At 74.0% G+C, this 24119-nt stretch carries 18 protein-coding genes and 3 tRNA genes; 10 read left to right on the top strand and 11 right to left on the bottom strand.

Features of this window, described 5'->3' with window-relative positions; genetic code table 11:
• The first annotated feature begins 68 nt into the window (after positions 1–68).
• Positions 69–992: an ABC transporter substrate-binding protein gene (locus tag V5D56_RS11510; protein WP_435735477.1), complete on the top strand. Its 924-nt coding sequence runs from the start codon at positions 69–71 to the stop codon at positions 990–992.
• 388 nt (positions 993–1380) lie between these two features.
• On the opposite strand, the gene V5D56_RS11505 is transcribed toward V5D56_RS11510, so the two are convergent.
• The 9 genes from V5D56_RS11505 to V5D56_RS11465 all read right to left on the bottom strand — a co-directional run bounded on the left by V5D56_RS11505 (position 1381) and on the right by V5D56_RS11465 (position 11777).
• Positions 1381–2304, bottom strand: coding sequence for an ATP-grasp domain-containing protein (locus tag V5D56_RS11505; protein ID WP_435735476.1), 924 nt, complete (start codon positions 2302–2304; stop codon positions 1381–1383).
• Positions 2305–2377: 73 nt separating this feature from the next.
• A complete protein-coding gene (locus V5D56_RS11500) occupies positions 2378–3943 on the bottom strand; it encodes a dihydrolipoyl dehydrogenase family protein (protein WP_435735475.1) in 1566 nt (521 codons plus the stop codon).
• Between the two features lie 132 nt (positions 3944–4075).
• Positions 4076–5722 carry a solute symporter family protein gene (locus tag V5D56_RS11495; protein WP_435735474.1) on the bottom strand — a complete coding sequence of 549 codons (1647 nt, stop codon included), beginning with the start codon at positions 5720–5722 and terminating at the stop codon, positions 4076–4078.
• A complete protein-coding gene (locus V5D56_RS11490) occupies positions 5719–6069 on the bottom strand; it encodes a DUF485 domain-containing protein (protein WP_435735473.1) in 351 nt (116 codons plus the stop codon). The genes V5D56_RS11495 and V5D56_RS11490 overlap by 4 nt, the downstream gene beginning before the upstream one ends.
• A 183-nt stretch (positions 6070–6252) precedes the next feature.
• The gene (gene trmB, locus V5D56_RS11485; protein ID WP_435739011.1) at positions 6253–7032 is read right to left on the bottom strand and encodes a tRNA (guanosine(46)-N7)-methyltransferase TrmB; all 780 of its coding nucleotides are present in this window, start codon (positions 7030–7032) and stop codon (positions 6253–6255) included.
• An 86-nt stretch (positions 7033–7118) separates the two neighbouring features.
• Positions 7119–10928: a hypothetical protein gene (locus V5D56_RS11480; RefSeq protein ID WP_435735472.1), complete on the bottom strand. Its 3810-nt coding sequence runs from the start codon at positions 10926–10928 to the stop codon at positions 7119–7121.
• A gap of 233 nt (positions 10929–11161) precedes the next feature.
• Positions 11162–11237, bottom strand: a tRNA-Lys gene (locus tag V5D56_RS11475).
• 56 nt (positions 11238–11293) lie between these two features.
• Positions 11294–11369: transfer RNA gene (locus tag V5D56_RS11470), tRNA-Lys, on the bottom strand.
• Between the two features lie 111 nt (positions 11370–11480).
• The gene (locus tag V5D56_RS11465; RefSeq protein ID WP_251153900.1) at positions 11481–11777 is read right to left on the bottom strand and encodes a GroES family chaperonin; all 297 of its coding nucleotides are present in this window, start codon (positions 11775–11777) and stop codon (positions 11481–11483) included.
• A gap of 120 nt (positions 11778–11897) precedes the next feature.
• Here V5D56_RS11465 and bcp point away from each other — a divergent pair, with 120 nt between their 5' ends.
• From bcp to V5D56_RS11450, 3 genes are all read left to right on the top strand, one after another.
• Entirely contained in the window at positions 11898–12392 is a 495-nt protein-coding gene (gene bcp, locus V5D56_RS11460; RefSeq protein WP_435735471.1) for a thioredoxin-dependent thiol peroxidase, read from the top strand.
• Positions 12393–12503: 111 nt separating this feature from the next.
• Positions 12504–12585: transfer RNA gene (locus V5D56_RS11455), tRNA-Leu, on the top strand.
• A 206-nt stretch (positions 12586–12791) separates the two neighbouring features.
• The gene (locus V5D56_RS11450) at positions 12792–16088 is read left to right on the top strand and encodes a glycosyl hydrolase (RefSeq protein WP_435735470.1); all 3297 of its coding nucleotides are present in this window, start codon (positions 12792–12794) and stop codon (positions 16086–16088) included.
• 225 nt (positions 16089–16313) lie between these two features.
• On the opposite strand, the gene trxA is transcribed toward V5D56_RS11450, so the two are convergent.
• The gene (gene trxA, locus V5D56_RS11445; RefSeq protein ID WP_435735469.1) at positions 16314–16697 is read right to left on the bottom strand and encodes a thioredoxin; all 384 of its coding nucleotides are present in this window, start codon (positions 16695–16697) and stop codon (positions 16314–16316) included.
• Between the two features lie 111 nt (positions 16698–16808).
• Between trxA and V5D56_RS11440 the strand changes: the two genes are divergently transcribed.
• The 5 genes from V5D56_RS11440 (at position 16809) to V5D56_RS11420 (ending at position 21825) form a co-directional block, all read left to right on the top strand.
• Positions 16809–18248 (top strand): MFS transporter, encoded by a 1440-nt coding sequence (locus tag V5D56_RS11440; RefSeq protein ID WP_435735468.1) that lies wholly within the window; start codon positions 16809–16811, stop codon positions 18246–18248.
• Complete coding sequence (locus V5D56_RS11435) at positions 18217–19833, top strand: pyridoxal phosphate-dependent decarboxylase family protein (protein ID WP_435735467.1); 1617 nt, start codon at positions 18217–18219, stop codon at positions 19831–19833. The genes V5D56_RS11440 and V5D56_RS11435 overlap by 32 nt, the downstream gene beginning before the upstream one ends.
• 46 nt (positions 19834–19879) lie before the next feature.
• Positions 19880–20449: an NUDIX hydrolase family protein gene (locus tag V5D56_RS11430; protein WP_435735466.1), complete on the top strand. Its 570-nt coding sequence runs from the start codon at positions 19880–19882 to the stop codon at positions 20447–20449.
• A complete protein-coding gene (locus V5D56_RS11425; RefSeq protein WP_435735465.1) occupies positions 20446–21129 on the top strand; it encodes a Pr6Pr family membrane protein in 684 nt (227 codons plus the stop codon). Before V5D56_RS11430 ends, V5D56_RS11425 begins: the two co-directional genes overlap by 4 nt.
• A gap of 156 nt (positions 21130–21285) precedes the next feature.
• A complete protein-coding gene (locus V5D56_RS11420; protein ID WP_435735464.1) occupies positions 21286–21825 on the top strand; it encodes a flavodoxin domain-containing protein in 540 nt (179 codons plus the stop codon).
• An 18-nt stretch (positions 21826–21843) separates the two neighbouring features.
• Here the strand turns inward: V5D56_RS11420 and V5D56_RS11415 are convergent, their stop codons facing one another.
• Positions 21844–23478, bottom strand: a complete 1635-nt coding sequence (locus tag V5D56_RS11415) for an ABC-F family ATP-binding cassette domain-containing protein (RefSeq protein ID WP_435735463.1) — start codon at positions 23476–23478, stop codon at positions 21844–21846.
• A 135-nt stretch (positions 23479–23613) separates the two neighbouring features.
• Between V5D56_RS11415 and V5D56_RS11410 the strand changes: the two genes are divergently transcribed.
• Positions 23614–24084, top strand: coding sequence for a DUF3054 domain-containing protein (locus V5D56_RS11410; protein ID WP_435735462.1), 471 nt, complete (start codon positions 23614–23616; stop codon positions 24082–24084).
• The last annotated feature ends 35 nt before the right edge of the window (positions 24085–24119 follow it).

The following is a 24119-nucleotide window of genomic DNA, read 5'->3' as shown; positions in this document are numbered from 1 at the left end:
TCCCGCTCCCTCGATCGCACCCGACCCAGACCGCCACCGGGACCCCACCTCAGAAAGGGACTCCACCCATGCGCACCTCACGTCGCACCCTCGCCCTCCTCGCCGGCGCCGCGACCGCCGCTCTCGCGCTCGGCGCCTGCAGCAGCTCCGACCCGCTCGACGAGGACCCCAGCACCTCCGGCGACGCAGGCGGGTCCGCCGGATCCGACACGATCGTCATCGGCTCCCAGGCCTACTACTCGAACGAGATCATCGCCGAGATCTACGCGCAGGCTCTCGAGGCGGAGGGGTTCGAGGTCGAGCGGGACTTCACCATCGGCCAGCGCGACGCGTACATGCCTGCGCTCGAGAACGGCGAGGTCCACCTCTTCCCCGAGTACACGGGCAACCTCCTGCAGTTCTTCGACCCCGAGACGACGGCGACCTCGCCCGAGGACGTCTACGCCGCGCTCCAGGAGGCGCTGCCCGAGGGCCTGACCGTCCTCGACCAGTCCACCGCGACCGACCAGGACTCGTACAACGTCACCGAGGACTTCGCGGCGCAGCACGACGTGACGAGCCTCGCCGACCTCGCGGACCTCGACGTCGACCTCACGCTCGGAGGCCCAGCCGAGCTCGAGCAGCGCCCGTACGGGCCCCAGGGCCTCCAGGACGTCTACGGCGTCGACGTCTCCTTCGTCGCGACCGGCGACACGACGGTCCAGGACCTCGTGGCAGGCACCGTCAACGTCGCCAACGTGTTCAGCGCCGACCCGCGCATCCAGACGGAAGGTCTCGTCACGCTCGAGGACCCCGAAGGCCTGTTCCTCGCGTCGAACGTCGTGCCCCTCGTCAGCACGGACATCGCCGACGAGATCGCCGACGTCATCAACCCGGTGAGCGCCGCTCTCACGCCGGAGGGCCTCATCGACCTCAACGTCCAGTCGACCGTCGACCAGCGCTCGACCGAGGACATCGCCGCCGACTGGCTCGCGGAGAACGACCTCGCCTGATCCCATCCTCGGTCGCCCCGGCCCACCCGGGGCGACCGGCAGGGTCGCGGGTCACACGCTCGTGGTCACCCTGGGACGGGCGGGGCGGGCCACGCGCTCGGGCTGCCGCGCCGTCACCCTGGTCCGTCGGCTCACCTTTGAGGAGCGCGGCGCTGACGCCCTTCGCGCGTCACCCGCCCCGACCTTCGTGAAGTCGCCACAGGCGGCGATCACCGCGGCGGCGCGAGTGGTGAGCCGACGGACGAGGCGGGGGCGGGGGCCGACGACGACGGGTCGTGGCGGGTCTGGCGGGAGCGGCCCGAGGAACGAGGGACGCGGATGGTAGACCCGTCGTCGTCGGCCCCCGACCCCGCCGGACCCGGCCACGTCAGCCGACCCGGCCGCATGCTCAGCGGCGGACGCGCGCCGCGATCGCGTCGGCGAAGCGGTCGAGCGCGCCCGGCGCGAGCGCCATGAAGAGCGACGGCTCGGTGAGCTCGAGCTCGATGACGACCGGCCCGCCGTCGTTGCCGTTGACGAGGTCGACGCGCGCGTAGAGGAACGACGACGCGTCGCCGTCGGCCACGGCGGCCGCGGCGACCGCGAGCGCGTTCTGCGCGACGGCGACCTGCTCGTCGGTCGCGGTGAACGGGCTCATCTCCTCCTGCTGGTACAGCCCGCGCGTCGGGCGGTGCGGCCCGGTGAGGAGCGCGTTCTTGCGCACGGCGTGCGAGATCTCCCCGTCGACGAAGACGAGCCCGGTCTCCCCCGCGGTGTCGATGCTCGTCACGTAGGGCTGCACCATGACCTCGCGGCCGGAGACCAGGAGGTTCTTCGCGTGCTGGATCGCGAGGCCGCGCGAGTGCGCCTCGCCCGACTGGTAGCGCCCGGTGTCCTTGGCGCCCGCGCTCACGACAGGCTTGATGACGAAGTCGCCCTGGGCGGGGAGCCGCGTGTGGATCGCGCGCGACGAGAGGTTGCGCGCCGGGTCGAGCCAGAGCGTCGGGATGACGGGCACCCCGGCCTCCTCGAGCCCGCGCAGGTAGCCCTTGTCGGTGTTCCACCGCAGGACGCGCTCGGTGTTGAGGATCCGCGGCACGCGCGCGGCCCACGCGACGAACTCGTCCCGACGCGCGGAGTAGTCCCAGGTGGAGCGCACGACGACGGCGTCGAAGGAGTCCCAGTCGACGTCGGGGTCGTCCCAGACCGCGGGGGCGGCGTCGACGCCGCGGGCGCTGAGCGCGCGGACGAGCGGGGCGTCGTCGGCGTCGAGGTCGGGCAGGACGGAGCACGTCGCGAGCGCGACGCGGGGGGCGGGGGTCTCGGTCGTCACGGGGTCGACACTAGGGGATGCGGCCGGGTCGCGAGACCGGGAGGGCCGACGAGCCCGTCACAGGTCGTGCGTGTCACAGGCCGTACTCCTCGAGGAAGCGGAGCCAGACCTCGCTCACCGTGGGGTACGACGGCACGGCGTGCCACAGGCGCCGCAACGGCACCTCGCCGACGACGGCGATCGTCGCGGCGTGCAGCATCTCGGCCGCGTCGGGGCCGACGAACGTCGCGCCCACCACGACCTCTCGGGCGGTGTCGACGACGAGCTGCGCGGTGCCGGCGTAGTCGCTGGAGCGCACGGACGCACCGGCCACGTTGGCGAGGTCGTACCGGACCACGCGCACGTCGAGGCCCGCGTCGCGCGCGGAGCTCTCGGTGTGGCCCACCGCCGCCACCTCGGGGCGCGTGAACACGACCTGGGGGGACGCGACGTGGTCCGCCGTCGCCGAATAGCGCGACCAGGGGGCCGGTGCGTCGCCCGCGGCCGGTGCCGGGTCTCCCGCGGTCGGGGCTCCCTCCGTCGCCGCGTCCCCGAAGCGCGCGGCGATCACGTCGCCCGCGACCCGCCCCTGGTACTTGCCCTGGTGCGTCGTCGCGACGCGTCCCGTCACGTCGCCCGCGGCGTACAGCCAGCCGCCCTCGACGCCGGGGACGAGCATCGAGTCGTCGACCTCGAGCGCCCGCCCCGGCCGCAGGCCCAGGACGTCGACGCCGAGGTCCTGCGTCCGCGGTGCGCGGCCCGTCGCCACGAGCACCCGCGCGACCTCCACCGGGGTCAGGTCCGCCGCGTCCGCGGCCCCCGTGGATCCGGTGGCCTCGATCCGCAGGCGCGCCCCGCCGTCGGGCAGGGGTTCGACGGAGCTCGCTCCCACCCCGAGCCGTACGTCCACGCCGGCCGCGCGCAACGACGCGGCGACCGCCTCCCCCGCGAACGGCTCCGTCCGGCCGAGCAGCGCGCCGCGCGACAGGACCGTCACGCGCGCGCCGAGGTCGGTGAGCGCGAAGGCCATCTCGCACGCGACGACGCCGCCGCCGATGATCGCGAGTGACTCCGGCACCTCGTCCACGGCCGTGACCTCGCGGCTCGTCCAGGGGCTCACCTCGGCGAGACCGGGCACGTCCGGCAGGACCGGCACGCTGCCCGTCGCCGCGACGACGGCGTACCGGGCGGTGAGCACGCGGGACCGCGGGAGGTCGTCGACGTCCGCGTCGGGGTCCTCCGCCACGACCTCGACCTGCCGCTCCCCCACGACGCGGCCGAGCCCGCGCACGAGCGTGATGCCCGCACCCTCTACCCAGGCGACCTGGCCGGCGTCGTCCCAGTCGGAGACCATCGAGTCGCGCCAGGCGAGCACCGCGGCGACGTCGAGGTCCCCCGGCGCGGCGGTGCCCGGGACGCCCGCCGCCTCGGCGCGCACCGCGCCCGGCCGCAGCAGCGTCTTGGACGGCATGCACGCCCAGTAGGAGCACTCGCCGCCGAGGAGCTCGGCCTCGACGAGGGCGACGGACAGCCCGGTACGACCGGCGCGGTCCGCGACGTTCTCGCCGACCGGCCCGCCCCCGATCACGATGACGTCGTAGGTCTCGGTCGGCGCGGTCCCGGGGTTCGACGTCGCGGTCGTGGGGATGTCGGTCGTCATGCGTCCATCCTCACGTCAGCGCCGTCGATCCGCTCCCCGGCACCGCCGTGACACGCCGAACCCGGGGTTGCGTGCCCTTCCAGGAACGGAACGGCGCGCAACCCCGGGTTCGGCACGTGGCCGACCGACGCGTCAGTGCACCGTCGCCTTCTCGGCGCCCGCGCCGGTGAGGGAGCGCACCTCCATCTCGGCGAACTTCTCGGGGTGCGGCTTCTCCTTGCTGAGGTATGTCCCGATGATCCCGAGGAGGAACGCGAGCGGGATGGAGACGATCCCCGGGTTGCTCAGCGGGAAGATCGCGAAGTCGACGTCGGTGTTCTTGATCATCGACAGGCTCGCGCCGGTCACCGGGTCGACCTTGCCCGACACGACGGGCGAGAACGCGATGAGGACGATGCACGAGATGAGCCCGCCGTACATGCTCCACAGCGCGCCCGACGTGTTGAACCGCTTCCAGAAGAGCGAGTAGAGGATGGTCGGCAGGTTCGCGCTCGCCGCGACGGCGAACGCCAGCGCGACGAGGAACGCGACGTTCTGGCCCTGGGCGAAGATGCCGCCGAGGATCGCGAGGATCCCGATGACGACGACCGTGATGCGCGCGACCCGCACCTCGCCGTCGGGCTTGACCTCGCCGCGCTTGATGACGTTCGCGTAGATGTCGTGCGCGAAGCTCGCCGCGGCGGTGATCGTCAGGCCCGCGACGACCGCGAGGATCGTGGCGAACGCGACCGCCGAGATGAACCCGAGCAGGATCTCCCCGCCGAGCGCGAACGCGAGCAGCGGTGCCGCGGAGTTCACACCCCCTGGTGCGGCGGCGATGGTCTCCGGCCCGACGAGCGCGGCCGCGCCGTACCCGAGGACGAGCGTGAACAGGTAGAAGATGCCGATGAGCCAGATCGCCCAGACGACGGAACGACGCGCCTCCTTCGCGGACGGCACGGTGTAGAACCGCATGAGGACGTGCGGCAGGCCGGCCGTGCCGAGCACGAGGGCGAGCGCGAGCGAGAGGAAGTCGAGCTTCGTGGTGCTGCTCCCGCCGTACTGCTTGCCCGGCTCGATGAGCGCCTCCCCGCCGGGGCCGGCCATGTCGATCGCGCCCTGGAACAGGTCGGAGAGGTTGAACCCGAACTTGGCGAGCACCCAGAAGGTCATGACCGCGGCGCCCGCGATGAGGAGCACCGCCTTGATGATCTGCACCCAGGTGGTGCCCTTCATCCCCCCGACGAGCACGTAGAGGATCATCAGCGCGCCCACGACGGCGACCACGATGCTCTGGCCGACGGTCGACTCGACACCGAGGAGGAGCGCGACGAGCCCGCCCGCCCCCGCCATCTGGGCCAGCAGGTAGAAGAACACGACCGCGAGCGTCGCGAGCGCGGCGGCCATGCGGACCGGCCGCTGCTTGAGGCGGAACGACAGCACGTCGGCCATCGTGAACTTGCCGGTGTTGCGCAGGAGCTCGGCGACGAGCAGCAGCGCGACGAGCCACGCGACGAGGAAGCCGATCGAGTACAGGAACCCGTCGTAGCCGTTGATCGCGATGGCGCCGCAGATACCGAGGAAGCTCGCCGCGGACAGGTAGTCGCCCGCGATGGCGGTGCCGTTCTGCGGGCCCGTGAAGTTGCGGCCGCCCGCGTAGTAGTCCGCGGCGGACTTGTTCTGCCGGGAGGCGCGCAGCACGATCACGAGCGTCACGGCGACGAAGACGGCGAAGATCGCGACGTTGACGAGGGGGTTGCCGACGTCGGTGGCCTCGGCGGCCAGGAGGTGGGGGTTCACAGCTCGTCCTCCTCGATCTCGCGACGCAGCGTGTCTGCGGCGGCGTCGAAGCGTCGGTTCGCCCAGCGGGCGTAGATCATCGTGATCGCGAACGTCGACACGAACTGGCCCAGGCCGAACAGCAGCCCGACCGTGATGTTCCCGGCGACCCGGGTGCTCATGAAGTCGTGCGCGTAGCTCGCGAGCAGCACGTAGACGAAGTACCAGACGAGGAACAGCGCGGTCATCGGGAACACGAAGTTCCGGAAGCGTCTGCGCAGGTCCTGGAACTCCGGCGAGCGTTGCACGCGCTGGTAGTCGGTCTCCTCGGCGGGCACCTGTCCGGGTGCGGCCGGTACGTCGGTCATGACGCCTCCGTTGGCTCATGGAGAGCACGACGACGTGACGCGCCGGATGCTCGACGCCCACGCGACGGTGCGTGCTCGGGGCGACGTTCTCGCCCCTGGCACAATGTGCCGTAGATCACTTTGGTCCGCAAGGACCTCCTGCGGCCGGTCTCGTCGCGACGTGTCGGCCCCGTCCCGACCGGGTCAGCGCCGCACGTACTCCAGGTCCGTGATGACGCGCCCGGCGGCAGCGCCCTTGCGCTCGAATCCCGTGAGCACGCGGCCGTCGAACCGCGGCGCGACGGCGCCCGGGCCGTGGGCGTTGCGCAGGCCCGGCGCCGCGTCGAGCACCTCGACCATCTGCTCCGCGTACTCGACCCAGTCCGTCGCGAGCCGCAGCGTCCCGCCGGGCGCGCCGTCCGCGGGCGCGCGCAGCACGCGCTCGACGAGCGTCGCGAACGACGGCGTGACGAGCCGGCGCTTGTGGTGGCGCGACTTGTGCCAGGGGTCGGGGAAGAACACCCACAGCTCGTCGACGCTCCCCTCCGGCAGCGTCGAGGCCAGGACCTCGACCGCGTTCACCTGCAGGAGCCGCAGGTTCGTCAGGTCGCGCTGCGCCGCGCGCAGGACCGTCTGGGCGAGCCCGGGCGTGTAGACCTCGACCGCGAGGAAGTCGGTCGCCGGGTCCGCCTGGGCCGCGGCCACGACGGCCTCGCCCTGGCCGGAGCCGATCTCCACGACGAGGCGCGCCGAGCGACCGAAGAGCGCCGCGGCGTCGAGCACGAACGACGGGTCGACCGACGTGCGGGCGACGTCGCGCGGCACGTCGAGGAGGTAGCGCTCGCGGTGCTCGTCCCACGCACGCTGCTGGCGCGTGCCGAGGCGTCCGCTGCGCCGCACGAACGACACCGGCTGCGTCCGGTAGCGCGGGCCGTCGGTCGTGGCGGGAACCGCCCCGGTCTCGTCGGCGCGGGTCGGGAGCATCGGATCAGGCACCGGACCAGGGTACGCGTGCGCCCCGGCCCCTGGACCGGGCGGGTCCAGGGGCCGAGGCTCACGTCGCGCGCAGGTCAGCCGCAGGTCAGCGCGTCGTGCTCCACGTCCGCGGCGAACGAGCGCCCGTCACCGGTCGCCGTCACCTGGACGGTGCCCGCCTCGACCGAGCCGGAACGCACGGCGAACGCCTGGTACGCCGAGCGACCGGGCTGGACGCCGGTCACGGTGCGCGAGCCGAACGGCGTCGCGAGCGTGACGTCGACCGGCACGGTGTCGTCGTTCGTGGCGCGGACGGCCACGTACGCCGTCCCGGCGAGGCACTGGGCCCGCGCCGTCGTGGAGACGACGAGGCCGTCCGGCGCGGGCGCCGTCGTGAACGACTGCACCGGCGAGACCGTGGTGCCGCCGCCGACGCTCGTGGCCGTGACGGACCACGCGTACCGGGTGCCCGCGTCGAGCCCGTCCCACGTCACGGTCGCGACCTCGCCCGACGGCACGGTCGTGGAGCCGATCTCCTCGGCCTGGCCGAACAGCGACACCGCGTCCGTCGAGAGGGTCGTCGTCCGGCTCGTGAGGTCGACGGGGACCGTGAAGTCGTCCTCGCGGCCGTCGTAGCGCTGCTCGTCGTCGTACTCGGTGGCGCCGAAGTTCGAGAGCCACGGGGAGTACGTGTCGACGATCATCTCGGAGCGGTCGACGTCGAACTGCAGCAGGCGCAGGAAGCTCGCGCCGAGCCGCAGACCCTGGTCCGGCGTGTAGCCGCCGACCTCCGTGAGCCCCGCCTCCTCGGCCGTGACCTCGTAGAACTGGTAGTCGGCGAGGAGCTCGACGACGCCGCTGCCCGAGCCGGTGTCCTGGCGCACGTTGATGCCGACGCCGTGCCGGTGACCGGCGAGCACGAGGAACACGTTCTCGTTCGGCTCGACGACCTTGGCGTGCACGAGCCGACCGTCCGGCGTGGAGATCTCCGAGCCACGGCCGTCGGGGTTCGGGCTCGGCACGAGGTAGTCGTGCGTGAGGACGATCGCGTTGCGGTCGGCGAACTGCTCGAGCACGCCGTCGGCCCACGCCGCCTCCTCGTCGGTCACGCCGTACGACAGGTAGACCGCGACGAAGTCGAGCCCGCCCGCCGTGAAGAGGTCGTAGTGGTTCTGGTTGTCGCCCTCGCGCCACGGGCCGCCGTAGGACGCGTCCTCCCAGCCCTGCGACAGCGCCGCGTAGCGCTCGGGGCCGTAGAACTCGTTGAACAGCGCTCCCGGGCCGTTGTCCTGGCCCGTGAGGTTGTCGTGGTTCCCCGCGAGCACGCCGTTCGGGATGTTGGCCTCGTCGAGCAGGCGCTGCGCGGACGAGGAGAACTCGTACTCGCCCCGGATCTGCGCCGCCATCGCGTCGTCGGCCGGGACCCGGGTGTAGTTCTCGTTGATGTCGCCCGTGTGGCCCACGTACGCGATGTTGCGCTCCTCGGCGTTGTCGACGACCCACTGCACGAGGTCCGTGTACGTCTTCGCCCACACGGCGCGCTCCTCGGCCGTCTCCTGCTCGACGGCGCCCTCCGCGAGGTACTGCGTGTCCGTGAAGTGGACCATCGAGAAGTCGTAGGAGTCGCGCGGGGCGAAGTCGGTCTCGTCGCGCGAGCCGCCCGCGGCGATGTCGTCGGCGAACGGGTCGGTGCCGGTGACGAGCACGTGCACGGTCCCGTCGTGGGCGTGGCCCGCGCCGAGGACGGCGCTCAGCTCGGTCGCGCCCTCGACCGCACCGCGCGCGGACGTGAGCGGGGCCCACGCGGTGCCGTCCCACGCGTGGAGCGTCGCGAGGCGCTGCGGGTCGACCACGCCCTCCCAGCGCACGACCTGCCCGGTCGCGTCACCCTCGGCGGGGATCTCGAACCGCTGGTAGGCGACGTCGCGGCTCGTGGAGTCGAGCGTCGCGTCGTCGCCGGGGACGAGCGCGTCGACGGACGCCGGCTGCTCGCCCTCGACGTGCAGCGTCGTGGGGACCGACGTCGTCTCGCCCTGCGCCGCCAGCACGGGGGCGCTGGTCTCGGCGCGGGAGAACCTCGCCGTGACGTCACCGCCGCCGGGGACTGCGACGCGCGCGCCGAGCTCGACCGAGCCCTCGACGCCGGTCGTCCCGTGCGCAGGGGTCAGGTCCGTGGGGACGTCGGGGATCCCGAGGCTCGTGAAGGCGATCTCGTGCGTGCTCTCGTTGCCGAGCACGTCCGTCGCCGTCACGACGAGCGCGTGCTCACCCGGCGCGAGACCGGGGCCCACGGGCACGCCCACCTCGACGACCGCGCCGTCGAGCGTGACGTGCGGGCCGTCGAGGACGCCCGACGCGTCGGTCAGCTCGACGGCGAGCGTCGCGGCCGTCGTGAGCTCCGCACCCGTCACCGGCGTGCTCGACGCGATCGCCGGACCGGTGTTGTCGGTCGTCACCGTGCGGGACGCCGTGGCGCCCGCAGCCGTCGCCGAGGTGATCGTGTGCTCCCCGTCGGTGAGCGTCGCGGTGTCGAGGTCGGCGCGCAGGCCGGGCGCCGGGGCGTCGTCGTCGCGGACGACGTCGAAGACCAGGTCGACCTCGCGCGGCTTCGTGGTGCTCGTGCCGCAGTCGCCGTCGCCCAGCGAGTACGAGGGGGCGATGCCGACGGGCGTCGCGGTGCCGTGGCTCGGCTCGAGCGCGATGCCCGAGATCGCGAAGTCGTCGCGGTTGTCACCGCACGACGTCGCGAACGTGCCCGTGACGAACCGGACCGTGTTGCGTCCGGGCACCAGGTACGCGTTGGGCACGTCGAGGCGCACCGTCTCGCTCACGTAGTCGCGGTCGACCAGGTCGATGCGCTGGCCGTTGACCAGCAGGTGGTTGGTGTACCGCGCCTCGATCGAGTTCGACCCGACCGTGAACGCGAAGACCGACGAGCCGGCGCCGAGCGTCTCGGTCGTCGCGAGCGCCGTGCCGTCGACGGCGATGCCCGTGGGCGCGTCACCGCCCTCGGGGGGCGACGCGAGGACGGTCTGGGTGCCGTTGAGCAGCGCGCCGTCCGCGGGCGTGATCGCGGGCGCGCCGGGGGCGGAGTTGTTCACGGTGACCGCGCTCGTCGCCGTGAGGCCGGCGGCGCTCGTCGCGGTGAGCGTGTGGGCGCCGTTCTCGAGCGTCGTGGTGTCGAGCTCGGCGGCGAGGCCCGTCGTGGCCGCGGGGTCCTGCGCGAGGTCGAAGGTCAGGTCGGCGCTCTGGACACGACCGGTGTTCGTGCCGCACGACCCGTCGCCGAACGCGTAGGAGAAGCTGTTCGCCGAGCCGTCGGCGGCCTCGCCGAGCAGCTCGAGCGAGACCTCGGTGACGTCGTAGTCGTCGTAGTTCGTGCCGCACGACGTCTCGACCGTCCCGACGACGAACCGCACGTCGTTGACGCCCTGGACCAGCAGGTCCGTCGGGACGTCGAGCGCGACGCGCTCCGAGACCATGTCGCGGTCGAGGTCGATGCGGGTGCCGTTGACGAGCACGTGGTTGCCGTACCGCCGCTCGATCGAGTTGCTGCCGACGTCGAACAGCAGGCGCGCGGTCGCGGGCGTGGGCGTCGCGGCGAGCGGCGTGCCGTCCACCGCGAGCTCGGCGACCGGGTCGCCGGCCATCACCGGCTGGGCCGCGACGGGCACCGTGCCGTCGAGATAGGTCCCCGTCGTGGGGTGCAGGACCGGCGTCCCGCTGGGCTCCTCGGGACCGGCCGGTGCCGTGCGGGCGGCGCCGGCGGCGGAGGAGGGCGCCGAGCCGGGTGCCGCCGTGGCGGCCGCGGGCACGAGCACCCCCGCCGCGAGGCTCGCACCGAGCGCGGCGGCGAGCGCGCGTCGTCTTCTCCGGGTCCGGGGCGTGTGCACGAGAGCGTGCATCGGGTGTCCTTTCGTCGTCGACAGGCGAAGGGGCACGAGCCACCGGCGTCCGGGGCGTCCGTACCCGCACCGGACCCTTCCGGGCAGGGGTGAACTCTCGGACGAGACCGGACGAACGGGTGGCGAACGACCGGCGAACGGTCCGCCGTCAGCCGGAGGACGACGCCGTCGTCCGGGAACGACGCAGGCCGCCCACCCAGGGGTGGACGGCCTGCGAGCGGCGGCTGCCGCGGTGGTGCGCCATCAGGGACTCGAACCCCGAACCCGCTGATTAAGAGTCAGCTGCTCTGCCAATTGAGCTAATGGCGCATGAGGAAGGACACGAGCAGCAGCCAGGGAGCCCGGCGTCGGCCTGTGTCGAAGAGTGGTGCGCCATCAGGGACTCGAACCCCGAACCCGCTGATTAAGAGTCAGCTGCTCTGCCAATTGAGCTAATGGCGCGCGAGAGAAAACACTAGCAGCAGCCCGACCGCGGGCGGAAATCGTCCCTGGCCACGGGTGTGTGACGTCGGTGACACGGGCCGGCCCGGGCTGGTCCGCCGAGAGGTTCCGCTAGAGGTACAGACCGGTCGAGCCGCCCTCCTCGACCTCCTGCGACACCGCGTGCACGTCGCGCTCGCGCAGGAGCACGAGGTCCTTGCCGCCCAGCTCGACCTCTGCCCGCTCGTCCGGGTCGAAGAGCACGCGGTCCCCCACCGCGACCTGGCGCACGTGCTCGCCCACCGCCACGACGACGGCCCACCCCAGACGCTTCGGTCCGACCGCCGTCGCCGGGATGACGAGGCCCGCGGAGCTCTGCCGCTCGCTCGCGTCGACCTCCGGGTCCACGAGGAGGCGGTCGTGCAGCATGCGGACGGGGAGGTCGGCAGGGCGAGGGGTGGGGGCGGACGTCGTCTTGCTCACAGCCACAACGCTACCCGGGTCACCTACCCTCGGAAGGACACCAGAGTCCCGGACCGAAGGAGATCCATGTCAGCCACGACCGCCAAGCCCCAGCGTCTCGCCGTCGGCGACACCGCCCCCGACTTCAGCCTGCCCGCCGCGGACGGCTCGACCGTGACGCTGTCGGACCTGCGCGGCAAGCACGTCGTCGTGTACTTCTACCCCGCCGCGGGCACGCCCGGCTGCACGACCGAGGCGTGCGACTTCCGCGACAACCTCGCGTCGCTCCAGGGAGCCGGCTACTCCGTCGTCGGCATCTCGCCGGACCCGGTCGACAAGATCGCGGCCTTCGTCCAAGCCGAGCAGCTGACGTTCCCGCTCGTGTCCGACGAGGACAAGACGGTCCTCGAGGCCTACGGCGCGTGGGGCGAGAAGTCGCTCTACGGCAAGACCGTGGTCGGCGTGATCCGCTCCACCGTCGTCGTGGACCCTGAGGGCAAGGTCGAGCTCGCGCAGTACAACGTCAAGGCGACGGGCCACGTCGCGAAGCTGCGCCGCGACCTGGGCATCGACCCGAAGTAGCCGGCTGCTGCACCTGCGGCCGGGATATGCACGTGGGAGTGCATCTCTCGGCCGCAGGTGCATCGTCCGATCGCCGGCGCATCCGCCGAGCCGCCGTAGACTGACCACCGCGCGCGAGTGGCGTAACTGGCAGCCGCGCCAGGTTTAGGTCCTGGTGTCCTCGGACGTGCGGGTTCGAGTCCCGCCTCGCGCACCCGACATCCTCGCCGTCGGCGACGCCCCCGCCCTCGCCCTCGCACCCGTGCTCGACAGCCACCCTCCTCGGCTTGCGCATGCTCAGCACGCTCGTACCGTGGATGTGGGAGCGCTCCCAAGGAAGTGCTCCTGGCCCGGCGACGACGCCGGACGACGAGCGCGGCACGACGAGGTGCCGTGCGTGACCCACCGAGGTGAGACGTCGTGGCCCACGACAGAGCACGAACGACCCCGCCCGACCCGACCGGACCCGACCCGACCGGACCTGGCCCGACCGGAACCGACCCGACCGGAACCGGCCCGGCCGGGCGGCCGCGTCCGGCGACCCGACCGGGCCGGCCCCACCGACGCCTGACCGCGGCGCTGCTCGCGTCCGTCCTCGCCGCGGGCGGGCTCACGGCGACGCAGGCGACGACGGCCGCCGCCGACACCGTGCCGGTCGGCTCCGGCAGCTACACGACCGACCCCGTCGGCCCGACGCCCGAGGGCTGTGCGGCGGTCGAGGCCGACCCCCGCGCGTTCGTCACCGACGACGCCCCGAGCACTCCCCTGCCGACCAACGACTGGTGGACGTCGCTCGCCTACAAGCGCCTCGACTGCGCGTGGAGCGCCCCGCTGCACGCCCACCCGGCGTCGTACCAGCCCGGACCGCAGGGCCTCGGGATCTCGTACACGACCACGCCGGCGATCTCCGGCTCGGGAGCCGGCGTCTCGGAGTACCACTACCCGTACGTCGAGGACCTGCGCGCCGGGGTCTCGGGCCTCGCGGCGCCGCACGTCGCCGTCGACGACTGGACCGACTGGACCGTCTCGCCCCTCTGGGACGACGGCGCCCGCACCCTGCGCGCGACGATCGGCCACGGGCTCCCCTTCGCCTGGTTCGAGGCCACGGGCGGGGACGCCGTGCTCACCGCGAGCGCCGCGCCCCAGGTGTGGCTGTCCGACGGCGCGCGCCTCGGCCTGAGCGTCAACGGGCACGACTACGTGGCGTTCGCCCCGCCCGGGGCGTCGTGGACGCGCTCGGGGACGACCTTCACCGCCCCGCTCGGCGGCGACGGCTTCTTCTCGGTCGCCGTGCTGCCCGACGGCGAGCCCTCCGCGCGCGCCGGCCTCGCCGAGGTCTACGCGGCCGCCGCGTACGCGCCCGTGACCGGGACGACGGCGGACTACGCGTACGACGAGGCGACGGCCGGCGTCACGACGACGTACGCGCTCGAGACGACCCCGTGGCCGGGCACCCCCGCGGCGTCCGGCACGGTGGCCGCGCTGTACCCGCACCAGGCGGCGCACCTGGCCGGGACGTCGCCGTCGTCCGCACCGCTCGACGCGACCTACACGTCGGCGCGTGGCGACCTCACGGTCCTCGCGGGCGTCGACGCGTTCACGACGCGCGACGTGTTCCGCGGCGTCCTGCCGGAGATCCCGGCGGTCGCGACGTCGTCCGGCGCCGACCGCGCGCAGCTCGAGGCGTACCTCGACCAGGTCGCGGGCGACCCGCTCGGACAGCTCGGCGGGGACACGTACTGGACGGGCAAGGCGCTCGGGCGCGCCACGCGCGTCGTCGAGATCGCCGACCAGCTCGGCCGGACGGGACAGCGCGACGCCGCGCTGGACGCCGTGCGGGACGTCCTGACGGACTGGTTCACCGCGACGCCCGGCAAGACCGCGCGCGTCTTCGCGTACGACGACGCGTGGGGCACGCTCATCGGCTACCCCGCCTCGTACGGCTCCGACAAGGAGCTCAACGACCACCACTTCCACTACGGCTACTTCGTCGCCGCGGCCGCGACGCTCGCGCGCTTCGACCCGCAGTGGGCGCAGGAGTACGGGGGCATGGTGGACCTGCTCGTGCGCGACGCGAACGGCTACGACCGGGACGAGACGCGGTTCCCGTACCTGCGCGACTTCGACGTCTACGCGGGCCACGACTGGGCGTCGGGCCACGGGGCGTTCGCGGCGGGCAACAACCAGGAGTCGTCGTCGGAGGGCATGAACTTTGCGGGAGCCCTGGTCCAGTGGGGCGAGGCGACGGGGAACCGCGAGGTCCGCGACGCGGGCGTCTACCTCTACACGACGCAGGCCGCGGCGATCCAGCAGTACTGGCTCGACGCCGACGGCACCACGTTCCCCGAGGGCTTCGACCACGAGACGGTGGGCATGGTCTGGGGCGACGGCGGCGCGTACGCGACGTGGTTCAGCGCCGAGGCCGAGATGATCCAGGGCATCAACACGCTCCCGATCACCGGCTCGCACCTGTACCTCGGCTACGCGCCCGAGCGGGTGCGCGAGCTGTACGCCCACCTCGAGGCGGTGAACGGTGGCCCGCCGACGGTCTGGCAGGACATCCTGTGGAGCTTCCTCGCGCTCGGGGACGCCGACGCCGCGCTCGCGAAGGTCCGCGCCGGCTACCCGACGCCCGAGGAGGGCGAGTCACGGGCGCACACGTTCCACTGGGTCGCGAACCTCGCCCGCCTCGGCACCGTGGACACGGTCGTCACGGCGGACCACCCGCTCGCCGCGACGTTCGTCCGCGAGGGCGCCCGCACGTACGTCGCGTCGAACGTCTCCGCGCAGGACCTCACCGTGACGTTCTCCGACGGCACGACGCTGGACGTCGCGCCCGGCACCACGGCGACCACGGGCGCGAGCACGTGGAGCGGCGGGGGCGCCGTCGGCGGTCCCGGCCCGGATCCCGACCCGGACCCGGATCCCGATCCCGACCCGGGCGACTTCGCGTCGACGCTCCACGTGTCCGCCGACGGCGCGCTCACCGCATCACCGGGTGCCGCCGGCACGGTCCAGCTCGCGTCGGCGGGCGGCGAGACGAGGGACGGCACGCCCCACGAGCCCGCCACGTTCGTCGCCACGGACGTGACGGCGTCGTACGACGGCGGGTCGACCGCGTTCTCCCTACCGGTCGACGCCGGGACGACGGTCGGCCTGGCCGTCCAGGCGCGCGTGAGCTACGACCTCACGGGCGACGGCACGTGGGACCGCAGCGAGACGTACGCGTACTTCGCCACCGACCCGGTCCCGGGACCGGAGACCTACACGAGCGCGGGCCGTCAGGTCCGGACGACCGGGGCGGCGCTCGGCGACCTCGACGGCGGTACGGTGCGGCTCGAGGTGTGGAGCGTGCTCGGCACGGGTCGCCCGACGCTCACCACCGGGCCGACGGCGACGCTGACCGTCCCCCTCGAGGCGGCAGCGACCGAGCCGGCAGCCCTGGCCGTGACGACCACGAGCCAGACCCGCTGCGTGGGAGGCAAGGCCTACGTCGCGGTCCGGGCCACCAACGACGACTCGGTGCCCGTCGACGTCGTGCTCGAGACGCCGTACGGCTCACGGACCGTGGCGGGCGTCCAGCCCGGCGGGTCCGCCTACCAGGCGTTCGCCGTGCGTGCTGCCCACGTCGACGCGGGCACGGCACGCGCCGCCGCAACCGCCGACGGCCGCGCCGCCACGGCCGACGCCGCCTTCACCGCACTCGACTGCACCTGATACATGGGCTCCGTCCGACCGGTCCGGTCGGACGGAGCCTGTGCGTCACGTCGACTGCGCGACGGTGACACGGAGGACGAGGCCGGGCGCAGGGACGGCGCGCGCGGTCGTGGCGGGCCTGGCGGGAGGCCGCGAGGAACGAGCGGCCGGATGGTAGACCGCGCGCGCCCTCCCGGAGCCCGACCGGGCGCACGACCTGAGCGGGCGTCCGGACGGGACCGAGGGTCAGGCGTCCTGAGCCGGCGTCCCGTCACTCGCGGCGGCGATCTGCCGGCGCACGTCCTCCATGTCGAGGCCCTTTACGGCGTCGACGACCTGCTTGAGCGCGGGCGCGGGGAGCGCGCCGGGCTGCGAGAAGACGAGGATGCCCTCGCGGAACGCCATGAGCGTCGGGATGGACGTGATGTTGGCGGCCGCGGCGAGCGCGCGCTCGGCCTCGGTGTCGATCTTGCCGTGCACGACGTCGGGGTTCTCCTCCGACGACGCCTCGAACACGGGCGCGAACATCTTGCACGGTCCGCACCAGTCCGCCCAGAAGTCGACCAGGACGATGTCGTTGTCCGTGATCGTCTGCTCGAACGTCGACTCGGTGAGGGTCTGCGTGGCCATGGCTGTCCTCCAGGAGGTCTCGGGGTCTAGAGGGTGCAGCAACCGCACGCACGCGGGTATTCCCCGGTGCTGCGCCGCCTGGACCGCCTCGGCACCCCCTACGCTGACGCTGTGACGAACGCCACCACGCCTCCCGGTCCGCGCGACGTCGTCGCCGGGGACCCGTCCCGCCGGACGATCGCCGGGTACGCCGCCGGGTCGGTCGGCACGGGGGGCTTCGGCACCCTGCCCGGCCTCGTGCTGCTCGTGTACCTGACGGACGCGCTCGCCGTGCCCGCGGCGGTCGCGGGCCTCATCGTCACGGGCGCGAAGGTGTGGGACGTCCTCGTCGACCCGTTCATCGGGTACGGCTCGGACCGCGACCTCGCGCGGACCGGGTCGCGCCGGAGGTTCATGACGATCGGCGCGCTCGCGCTCCCGGTGCTCTTCGCGCTGACGTTCGCGGTCCCTGCCTCCGCGGGCACGACGGCCGCAGCGCTGTGGGTCCTCGTGGCGTTCCTGCTCTGCGCGACGGCGTTCAGCCTCTTCCAGGTCCCGTACATCGCGCTGCCCGCCGAGATGGGCCTGTCGTACGACGGGCGGACGCGCCTGCTCGCGTGGCGCGTCGCGGCGCTGGCGTTCGCGATCCTGCTGTTCGGCGCGGGAGGCCCGATCCTGCGCGGCGACGGCGAGTCGCTCTCGGGCTACCTCCTCATGGGCGTGGTGGCGGGGGCCGTCATCGGTGCGGGCATGCTCGTCGCCGCTCGGACGGCACCTCGGACGGCCACCGTCTCGGGGACCGCGGTCGAGGCGCAGCCCGCGACCGCCCGGGGTGCCTGGCTGGCGGCGGTGCGCGACGCGGCGGGCGCGCTGCGCCGGTCCCGCCCGTTCCGCACGCTCCTGGCCACGTTCTTCCTCCAGGCGGTCGCGACCGGGCTCATGCTCGCGGGTGCGGCCTACGTCGCCCGCTACATCCTGCGCGACGAGGCCGCGGTGAGCCTGCTGTTCGCGGCCCTCATCGCCCCGGCTCTCGCGTGCATGCCGCTGTGGACGCGTCTCGCGCGCCGCGACGGCAAGGAGCGGGCGTTCGTCGTCGCGACGGTCCTGTTCGCGGTGGCGGCGCTCGGCATGGTGCCGCTCGCGTGGGCCCCGGGTGCCTGGGTCTACGTGCCGACGGCGCTCGCGGGCGTCGCGTACGCGGGCATGCAGGCCCTGCCGCTCGCGATGCTGCCGGACGTCATCGACCGGGACGCGCGGGACAACGGCGCGGGCCGGGGCGGGACCTTCAGCGGGGTCTGGACCGCGGGCGAGACGACGGGCATGGCGCTCGGCCCGGCCGTGCTGTCCGTCGTGCTGGCGCTGACCGGCTACGTCTCGAGCCGCGCCGGGGAGACGGTCGCCCAGCCGGCCGCCGCCGTCGACGGCGTCGCGCTGTCGTTCTCGCTCCTCCCGGCCGTCCTGGTGCTGGTGAGCCTCGTCCCGCTGCTGCGGTACGGTCTGCGCCAGGGGGACATCGACGACACCGCACCGGAGCTGCCGCGTGACCACCCTGCCGAGCGACGACCCGACTGACCCGCGCCCTCGACGCGCCGACGCGACGGACGTCCCGGTCCGGACCGACGGCATCCTCGAGCGTCTCGCCGCGCTGCGCGCCGCAGACGCCCCGACGCACGGCGGGCACGTGCTGTCCTACGTCTACGACCCCGGCCTCGCGGAGCTCGACGAGCTCGCGGCCGCCGCCGCGCGCGCGGTGCAGCCCGTCAACGGGCTCGACCCGACGACGTTCACGTCGGTCGCCGTCATGGAGCGCGAGCTCGTCGGGTTCGCGCGCAGCATGCTCCACGGACCCGACGACGGTCCGGGCGCGGTGGTGGGCTCCGTGACGTCGGGCGGCACGGAGAGCTGCCTCCTCGCGGTGAAGATCGCGCGCGACGCGTTCGCCGCCGAGCACCCGGGCGTGCGCCCGCGCGTCGTCGTCCCGACGAGCGTGCACGCCGCGTTCCGCAAGGCGGCGCAGTACCTCGGCGTCGGCCTCACGGCGCTGCCGGTCGACCCGGCGACGGGCCGGGCGGACGTCGCACGGACCCTCGCGGAGCTGCGCTCCGGCCCGGACGGCGGGCCGGGCGACGTCGCGCTCGTGGTCGTGTCCGCGCCGTCGTACCCGCACGGCGTGGTGGACCCCGTGAGCGAGATCGCGGGCGCCGCCCACGAGCTGGGGGTGCCCGTGCACGTCGACGCGTGCGTGGGCGGCTGGGTCCTGCCGTTCTGGGAGGGCGCGGGAGGCGACCCGCTGCCCGCGTTCGACTTCGCCGTCCCTGGCGTGACCAGCATCTCCGCCGACGTCCACAAGTACGGCTACGCGCCCAAGGGCGCGTCGGTCCTGCTCGTGCGCGGACGGGACCGCCAGCGCCGCCAGTTCTTCGCGACGACCGCGTGGCCCGGCTACCCCGTGGTCAACACGACCACGTCGGGCTCGCGGTCGGCCGCACCGCTCGCCGCCGCGTGGGCCGTCAGCCAGGCGCTCGGGACCGACGGCTACACGGCGCTCACCGGACGCTGCGTGCGCGCCACCCGGGCGCTCGCCGCGGCGGTGGGTGAGATCGACGGGCTGCGGGTCGTCGGGACCCCGAGCGGCCCGCTGCTCGCCGTCGCGACCGACGACGCCGTCGCTCCCGACCGGCGCGTCGACCCGCACGTCTGGGCGGACGCCGTCCGCGCGCACGGCTGGGTCCTGCAGCCGCAACCCGGCCTCGTGCAGGTCGACGGCACCCGTCTGCCGCACACGACGCACCTGACGGTCACACCGGTCACGGAGTCGGTGGTGGAGGACCTGGTCCTCGCGCTGCGCGCGGGAGCCGACGCGGCGCGGGGCGTCCCACGGCCCGCGGCCGACGACGTGCTCGCCCGCCTCGCCTCCGCGCTCGGAGCGTCGCCCGAGCAGGCGGTCGCGCACCTGGCGGACGCAGGCGCCGACGAGATCTGGGCCGTCCTGCGCGGGGCTCTGCTCGACGACCCCGGCGAGCAGGGTGACCTGGCGCTGCCGGCGAGCCTCGCCCCGCTGCTCGCGGTCATGGAGGCGCTGCCCGGACCGGTCGCGGAACGGCTGCTGGTCGAGCTCGTCGCCCGCTTCAGCGAGCCGGTCGTCCCAGCCCGTTGAGGCCGACGGACTCGCTCCGACCCGCCGGTCGGGGTAGAACAGTCGCGTGACCGACACCGCCGACTTCCCGCCCGACGACTTCTCGAACGACAACCCGCAGCCCGCGGGGTGGCTCACGCCCGAGGAGATCGCCGTCGTGCGCTCGCAGCTGCCCCTGGTGTACGTCGACGCGATCCCCGTGCGCGTCGACGACTCGGGGGACGTCGTCGCGGTCGGGCTCCTGCTGCGCGTCGCTCCCGACGGCATGATGACGCGAGCGCTCGTCTCGGGCCGGGTCATGTTCCACGAGCGCATCCGCGACGCGCTGCTGCGGCACATCGAGAAGGACCTCGGACCGGTCGCCCTCCCCCAGGTCCCGGCCTCGCCGCAGCCCTTCACCGTCGCCGAGTACTTCCCCACCCCGGGCATCACCTCGTACCACGACCCCCGTCAGCACGCGGTCTCGCTCGCGTACGTGGTGCCGGTGTCCGGCGACTGCCGCCCGCAGCAGAACGCTCTCGAGCTCGCGTGGCTCACGCCCGAGCAGGCGTGCAGCGACGAGGTCCAGCTCGAGATGCGCGGGGGCCAGGGGGTGCTGCTCCGGCAGGCGATGGCCCACGTGGGCCGCCTCCCGTGACCGACGCCGCGGGGCCGGTCCGGCACGACGTCGCGTCGCCCGGTCGCCGGTCCGGTGTCGGCGTGGCGCGGACGCTGCACGGGCTCGTCGCGCTCGTCGCGCTGACCGGGGTCGCGATGGAGCTCGTCATCGCGCTCACCGGTGGTGCCGGGACGGCACCGAGCCACGCCGAGCGCATCGTCCGGCTCTTCAGCTACTTCACGATCCAGTCCAACGTGCTCGTCGGGATCGTGTCGCTGCTGCTCGCGCTCGACCCGCGACGCGACGGCCGGGTCTTCCGTGTCGCGCGGCTCGACGCCCTGCTGTGCATCGCCGTGACCGGGATCGTCTACAACACCGTGCTGCGCGGTCTCCAGGAGCTGTCCGCCGCCGGTCAGGTGTCCAACCTGCTGCTGCACCTGCTGTCCCCGCTGCTGGCCGTCGCCGCGTGGGGCCTGGTCGGCCCGCGCCCGGCCGTGACAGCCGCGACCGTCTGGTGGTCCGTCGTGTACCCGCTCGCGTGGATCGCGTACACCTTCGCGCGGGGTGCCGTCGTCGACTGGTACCCGTACCCGTTCCTCGACGTGAGCCAGCTCGGGTACGGGCGCGCCCTGGTGAACACCGCGGTGGTCGCGGTGGTCTTCCTCGGCCTCGCGTGGCTCGTGAAGGTCGTGGACTCGCGACTGCGCCCCGCGCCCTGACGCGCGGACGCCCGGTCAGGAGCGGCGACGCGGGCGACGAGCGCAGGGACCGAGGTCCCGCCGCGGCGTGACCGCCGCCCCTGCCGCGCCGGGCGCCGACGGCCGACCGTGGGAGGAGGACGCCCGCACGTCGGGCACGGGGACGAAGGAGCGGTCATGGACGCGGTCGTGGTGTACGAGTCGATGTACGGCAACAGCGAGCGTGTCGCGCGCGCGGTCGCGCGAGGGCTGGCCGACGGGGTGCGGGTCACGGTGCTCGACGTCGACGACCCGGCCGCCGCACCGGGTGCGCTGCCCGGGGCCGACCTGCTCGTCGCGGGTGGGCCGACGCACGCGTTCGGGATGACGCGCCCGGCGACGCGTGCCGACGCCGTGCAGCGCGCGACCGGCGAGGTCTCGCGACGGACCCGCGGCCTGCGCGAGTGGGTCGAGGCGGTGCCCCGTTCGGCCGACGCGGGCCTCGTGGCGACCTTCGACACGCGGGTCACGAAGGTCAAGCCGCTGCCGGGCTCGGCGGCGCGCGGGGCCGCCAAGGTGCTGCGACGCGCGGGCTACCGCATGCTCACGCCGCCCGCCTCGTTCTACGTCGGCGACGTCGAGGGCCCGCTCGACGAGGGCGAGCTCGACCGCGCCGAGTCGTGGGGGCGGTCGCTGGCCGCCGCCCTGGCCCCGGCCGGGAGCGCGCCGCGCGTCTGAGCCCCGCGCCGGGCCGGCTCAGCCCGCGAGCTCGAGCCGGGGCCAGTCCTCGAAGTCCTCGCGCATGCGGCGGTCGTGCGTCGCGACGACGACGGCCGCGGGCGTCACGCGCAGCGCCTGCGTGAGCTCGTCGACGAGGTCGATCGACAGGTGGTTCGTCGGCTCGTCGAGGATCAGCACGTGCGGCGCGGCGAGCAGCGCGCGGGCCAGGTCGAACCGGCGGCGCTGACCCGCGGACAGCTCGCGCAGCGGTCGGTCGAGGTCCTCCTCCGTGAGCAGACCGAGGAACGCGACGGGCACGAGGTGGTCGGTGTCGAGGCGCCCGGCCTCGAGCAGCTCGAGCGCCTCCCGGCCGTACTCGTCGAAGCCCGTGCGCTCCTCCGCCCCGGCGGGCAGGTCGGGGCCCTCCTGCGCGACGACGCCGAGCCGCGCGCCGTCGACCACGTCCCGGGTGCCCCGGTCGAGCGCGACGCGGCCCGCGAGCGCCGCGAGGAACGTCGACTTGCCGCTCCCGTTGGGCCCGGTGACGAGAAGGCGCCCCGACGGCGGGATCGCGACCCGGGTCCCCGGCAGGTCGAGGCGCGGTGCGTCGTCGGAACCGACGCGCGGGCTGCGCAGCTCCGCGACGGGGTCGGCCGGGTTCCACCCCGGGGACATGGCGGGCAGCTCGGGGAACGTGAGCTGCAGCGGGGGCACGGGGACCTCGACCGACTCGGCCTCCAGCTTCTGGATCATCCGGTCCGCGGCCTTGACGTGGATGCGGGCGCGCGTGGCGCGGCGGTGCTTCTGGCTGCCCTTGGGCGGGCGCCACTCGTCGGACAGCCCCTCGTACGACGCGTCGAGAACCTGGGCGAGCTTGTCCGCGCGCTTGCGCTCGGCGCGGTAGCGCTGACGCCAGCGGTGCAGCGCCTGGTTCTTCGCGAACCGGTACGCGAGGTAGCCCGGCTGGCCGTAGAGGACCGGCCTGCCGTCCATCGAGGGGTCGAGGTCGAGGATCTCGGTGGCGACGTCGTCGAGGAGCTGGCGGTCGTGCGTGACCATGACGACCCCGCCGCGCCACGCGACGAGCTCGCCCGTGAGGAAGTCGATGCCGCTCGTGTCGAGGTGGTTCGTCGGCTCGTCGAGGAGGAGGAGCTCGGCGCGCTCGGCGAGGCGGCACGCGAGCCGCACCCGGTAGCGCTCCCCCACGGACAGCGTCGCGAGCTCGCGGTCGCGGTCCCGGCACGCGGCCAGCCGGGACAGCGCGACGTCGACGCGGCGGTCGGCGTCCCACACCGCGAGGTGCTCCGCGCGCGCGAGGATCGCGGTGAGCTCGGCGAGGTCGCCCGTGTCGTGGTCGAAGTCCCGTGCGGCGGCGTCGAGGGCGGCGGCCACGGCGCGCAGCTCGGCGAGCGTCGCGTGCACCAGGTCGCCGACGGTCTGGCCCGGGGCGACGGCGAGCTCCTGCTCGACGACGGCCAGGTCGCCCGCGCGCCGCACCTCGCCCCTGCTCGGCACGAGGTCGCCGGACAGCACGTGCAGGAGCGTCGACTTCCCCGTCCCGTTCTCCCCGACCACGCCGAGCCGGGTCCCCTCCGCGACACGCACGCTCACGCCGTCGAGCACGGGACGCCCCGGGTAGGAGAAGGCGAGGTCGTCGGCTGCGAGGTGCACGGGACAACCCTAGGCGGCACCGGTGCATGGCGTGCGCGGCGTGCCTGCCGCGAGATCGACCTGGGCGTCGCGAGGTCGACCTTCTGAGGGTCGACCTCGCGTCCGACGGGTCGATCTCGCGGGTACGGTCGATCCATGAGCACCGTGCCCGACGACCGCCTGCCCACCCCTGCGCCGTCGTCCGGCGTCGACGCCGGACGCGCCCGGCCCGGTCTCGTCGTGCTCGCCGCGCTGGCCGACGTCGCGTGCGTGCTCGTGCTCGCGTCCGGCGGCCTCGCGGCGCACACACCGGGCGAGGGGATCGCCCGGCTGCTCTTCGTCGCCTGGCCGTTCGCCGCCGGGGCGCTCGTGGGGTGGCTCGCGACGCGGGCGTGGCGTCGGCCGTGGCGCCTCTGGCCCACGGGCGTCGTCGTGTGGGCGTGCGCCTGGGCGCTCGGGGTGCTGCTGCGCGTGCTGACGGGCCAGGGCGTGGCGCCGGCGTTCCAGCTCGTGTCGCTCGCGGTGCTCGGCGTCACGATGCTCGGGTGGCGCGGCGTCGTCGCGCTCGTCGACGTGCTGCGCCCGGCCGACCGGCGCCGCCGCGAGCGCGAGCTGTCCGGGCGCTGACGCACCCCGCGAGCACCCTCTCCGACGGCGGCCGC

The organism is Cellulosimicrobium sp. PMB13, assembly GCF_051294865.1.
GTDB lineage: Bacteria > Actinomycetota > Actinomycetes > Actinomycetales > Cellulomonadaceae > Cellulosimicrobium.
Note: the sequence above shows the minus strand (reverse complement) of the source record. Positions and strands in the feature narration are given on the sequence as shown.

What these genes read in the sequence shown, in the direction of transcription:
- V5D56_RS11510 (WP_435735477.1), top strand. Translation starts at nt 69, where the DNA reads ATGCGCACCTCACGTCGCACCCTCGCCCTCCTCGCCGGCGCCGCGACC.
- V5D56_RS11465 (WP_251153900.1), bottom strand. Translation starts at nt 11,777, where the DNA reads ATGCTGCACGACCGCCTCCTCGTGGACCCGGAGGTCGACGCGAGCGAG.
- trmB (WP_435739011.1), bottom strand. Translation starts at nt 7,032, where the DNA reads ATGCTCCCGACCCGCGCCGACGAGACCGGGGCGGTTCCCGCCACGACC.
- V5D56_RS11500 (WP_435735475.1), bottom strand. Translation starts at nt 3,943, where the DNA reads ATGACGACCGACATCCCCACGACCGCGACGTCGAACCCCGGGACCGCG.
- bcp (WP_435735471.1), top strand. Translation starts at nt 11,898, where the DNA reads ATGTCAGCCACGACCGCCAAGCCCCAGCGTCTCGCCGTCGGCGACACC.
- V5D56_RS11480 (WP_435735472.1), bottom strand. Translation starts at nt 10,928, where the DNA reads ATGCACGCTCTCGTGCACACGCCCCGGACCCGGAGAAGACGACGCGCG.
- V5D56_RS11420 (WP_435735464.1), top strand. Translation starts at nt 21,286, where the DNA reads ATGGACGCGGTCGTGGTGTACGAGTCGATGTACGGCAACAGCGAGCGT.
- trxA (WP_435735469.1), bottom strand. Translation starts at nt 16,697, where the DNA reads ATGGCCACGCAGACCCTCACCGAGTCGACGTTCGAGCAGACGATCACG.
- V5D56_RS11410 (WP_435735462.1), top strand. Translation starts at nt 23,614, where the DNA reads ATGAGCACCGTGCCCGACGACCGCCTGCCCACCCCTGCGCCGTCGTCC.
- V5D56_RS11490 (WP_435735473.1), bottom strand. Translation starts at nt 6,069, where the DNA reads ATGACCGACGTACCGGCCGCACCCGGACAGGTGCCCGCCGAGGAGACC.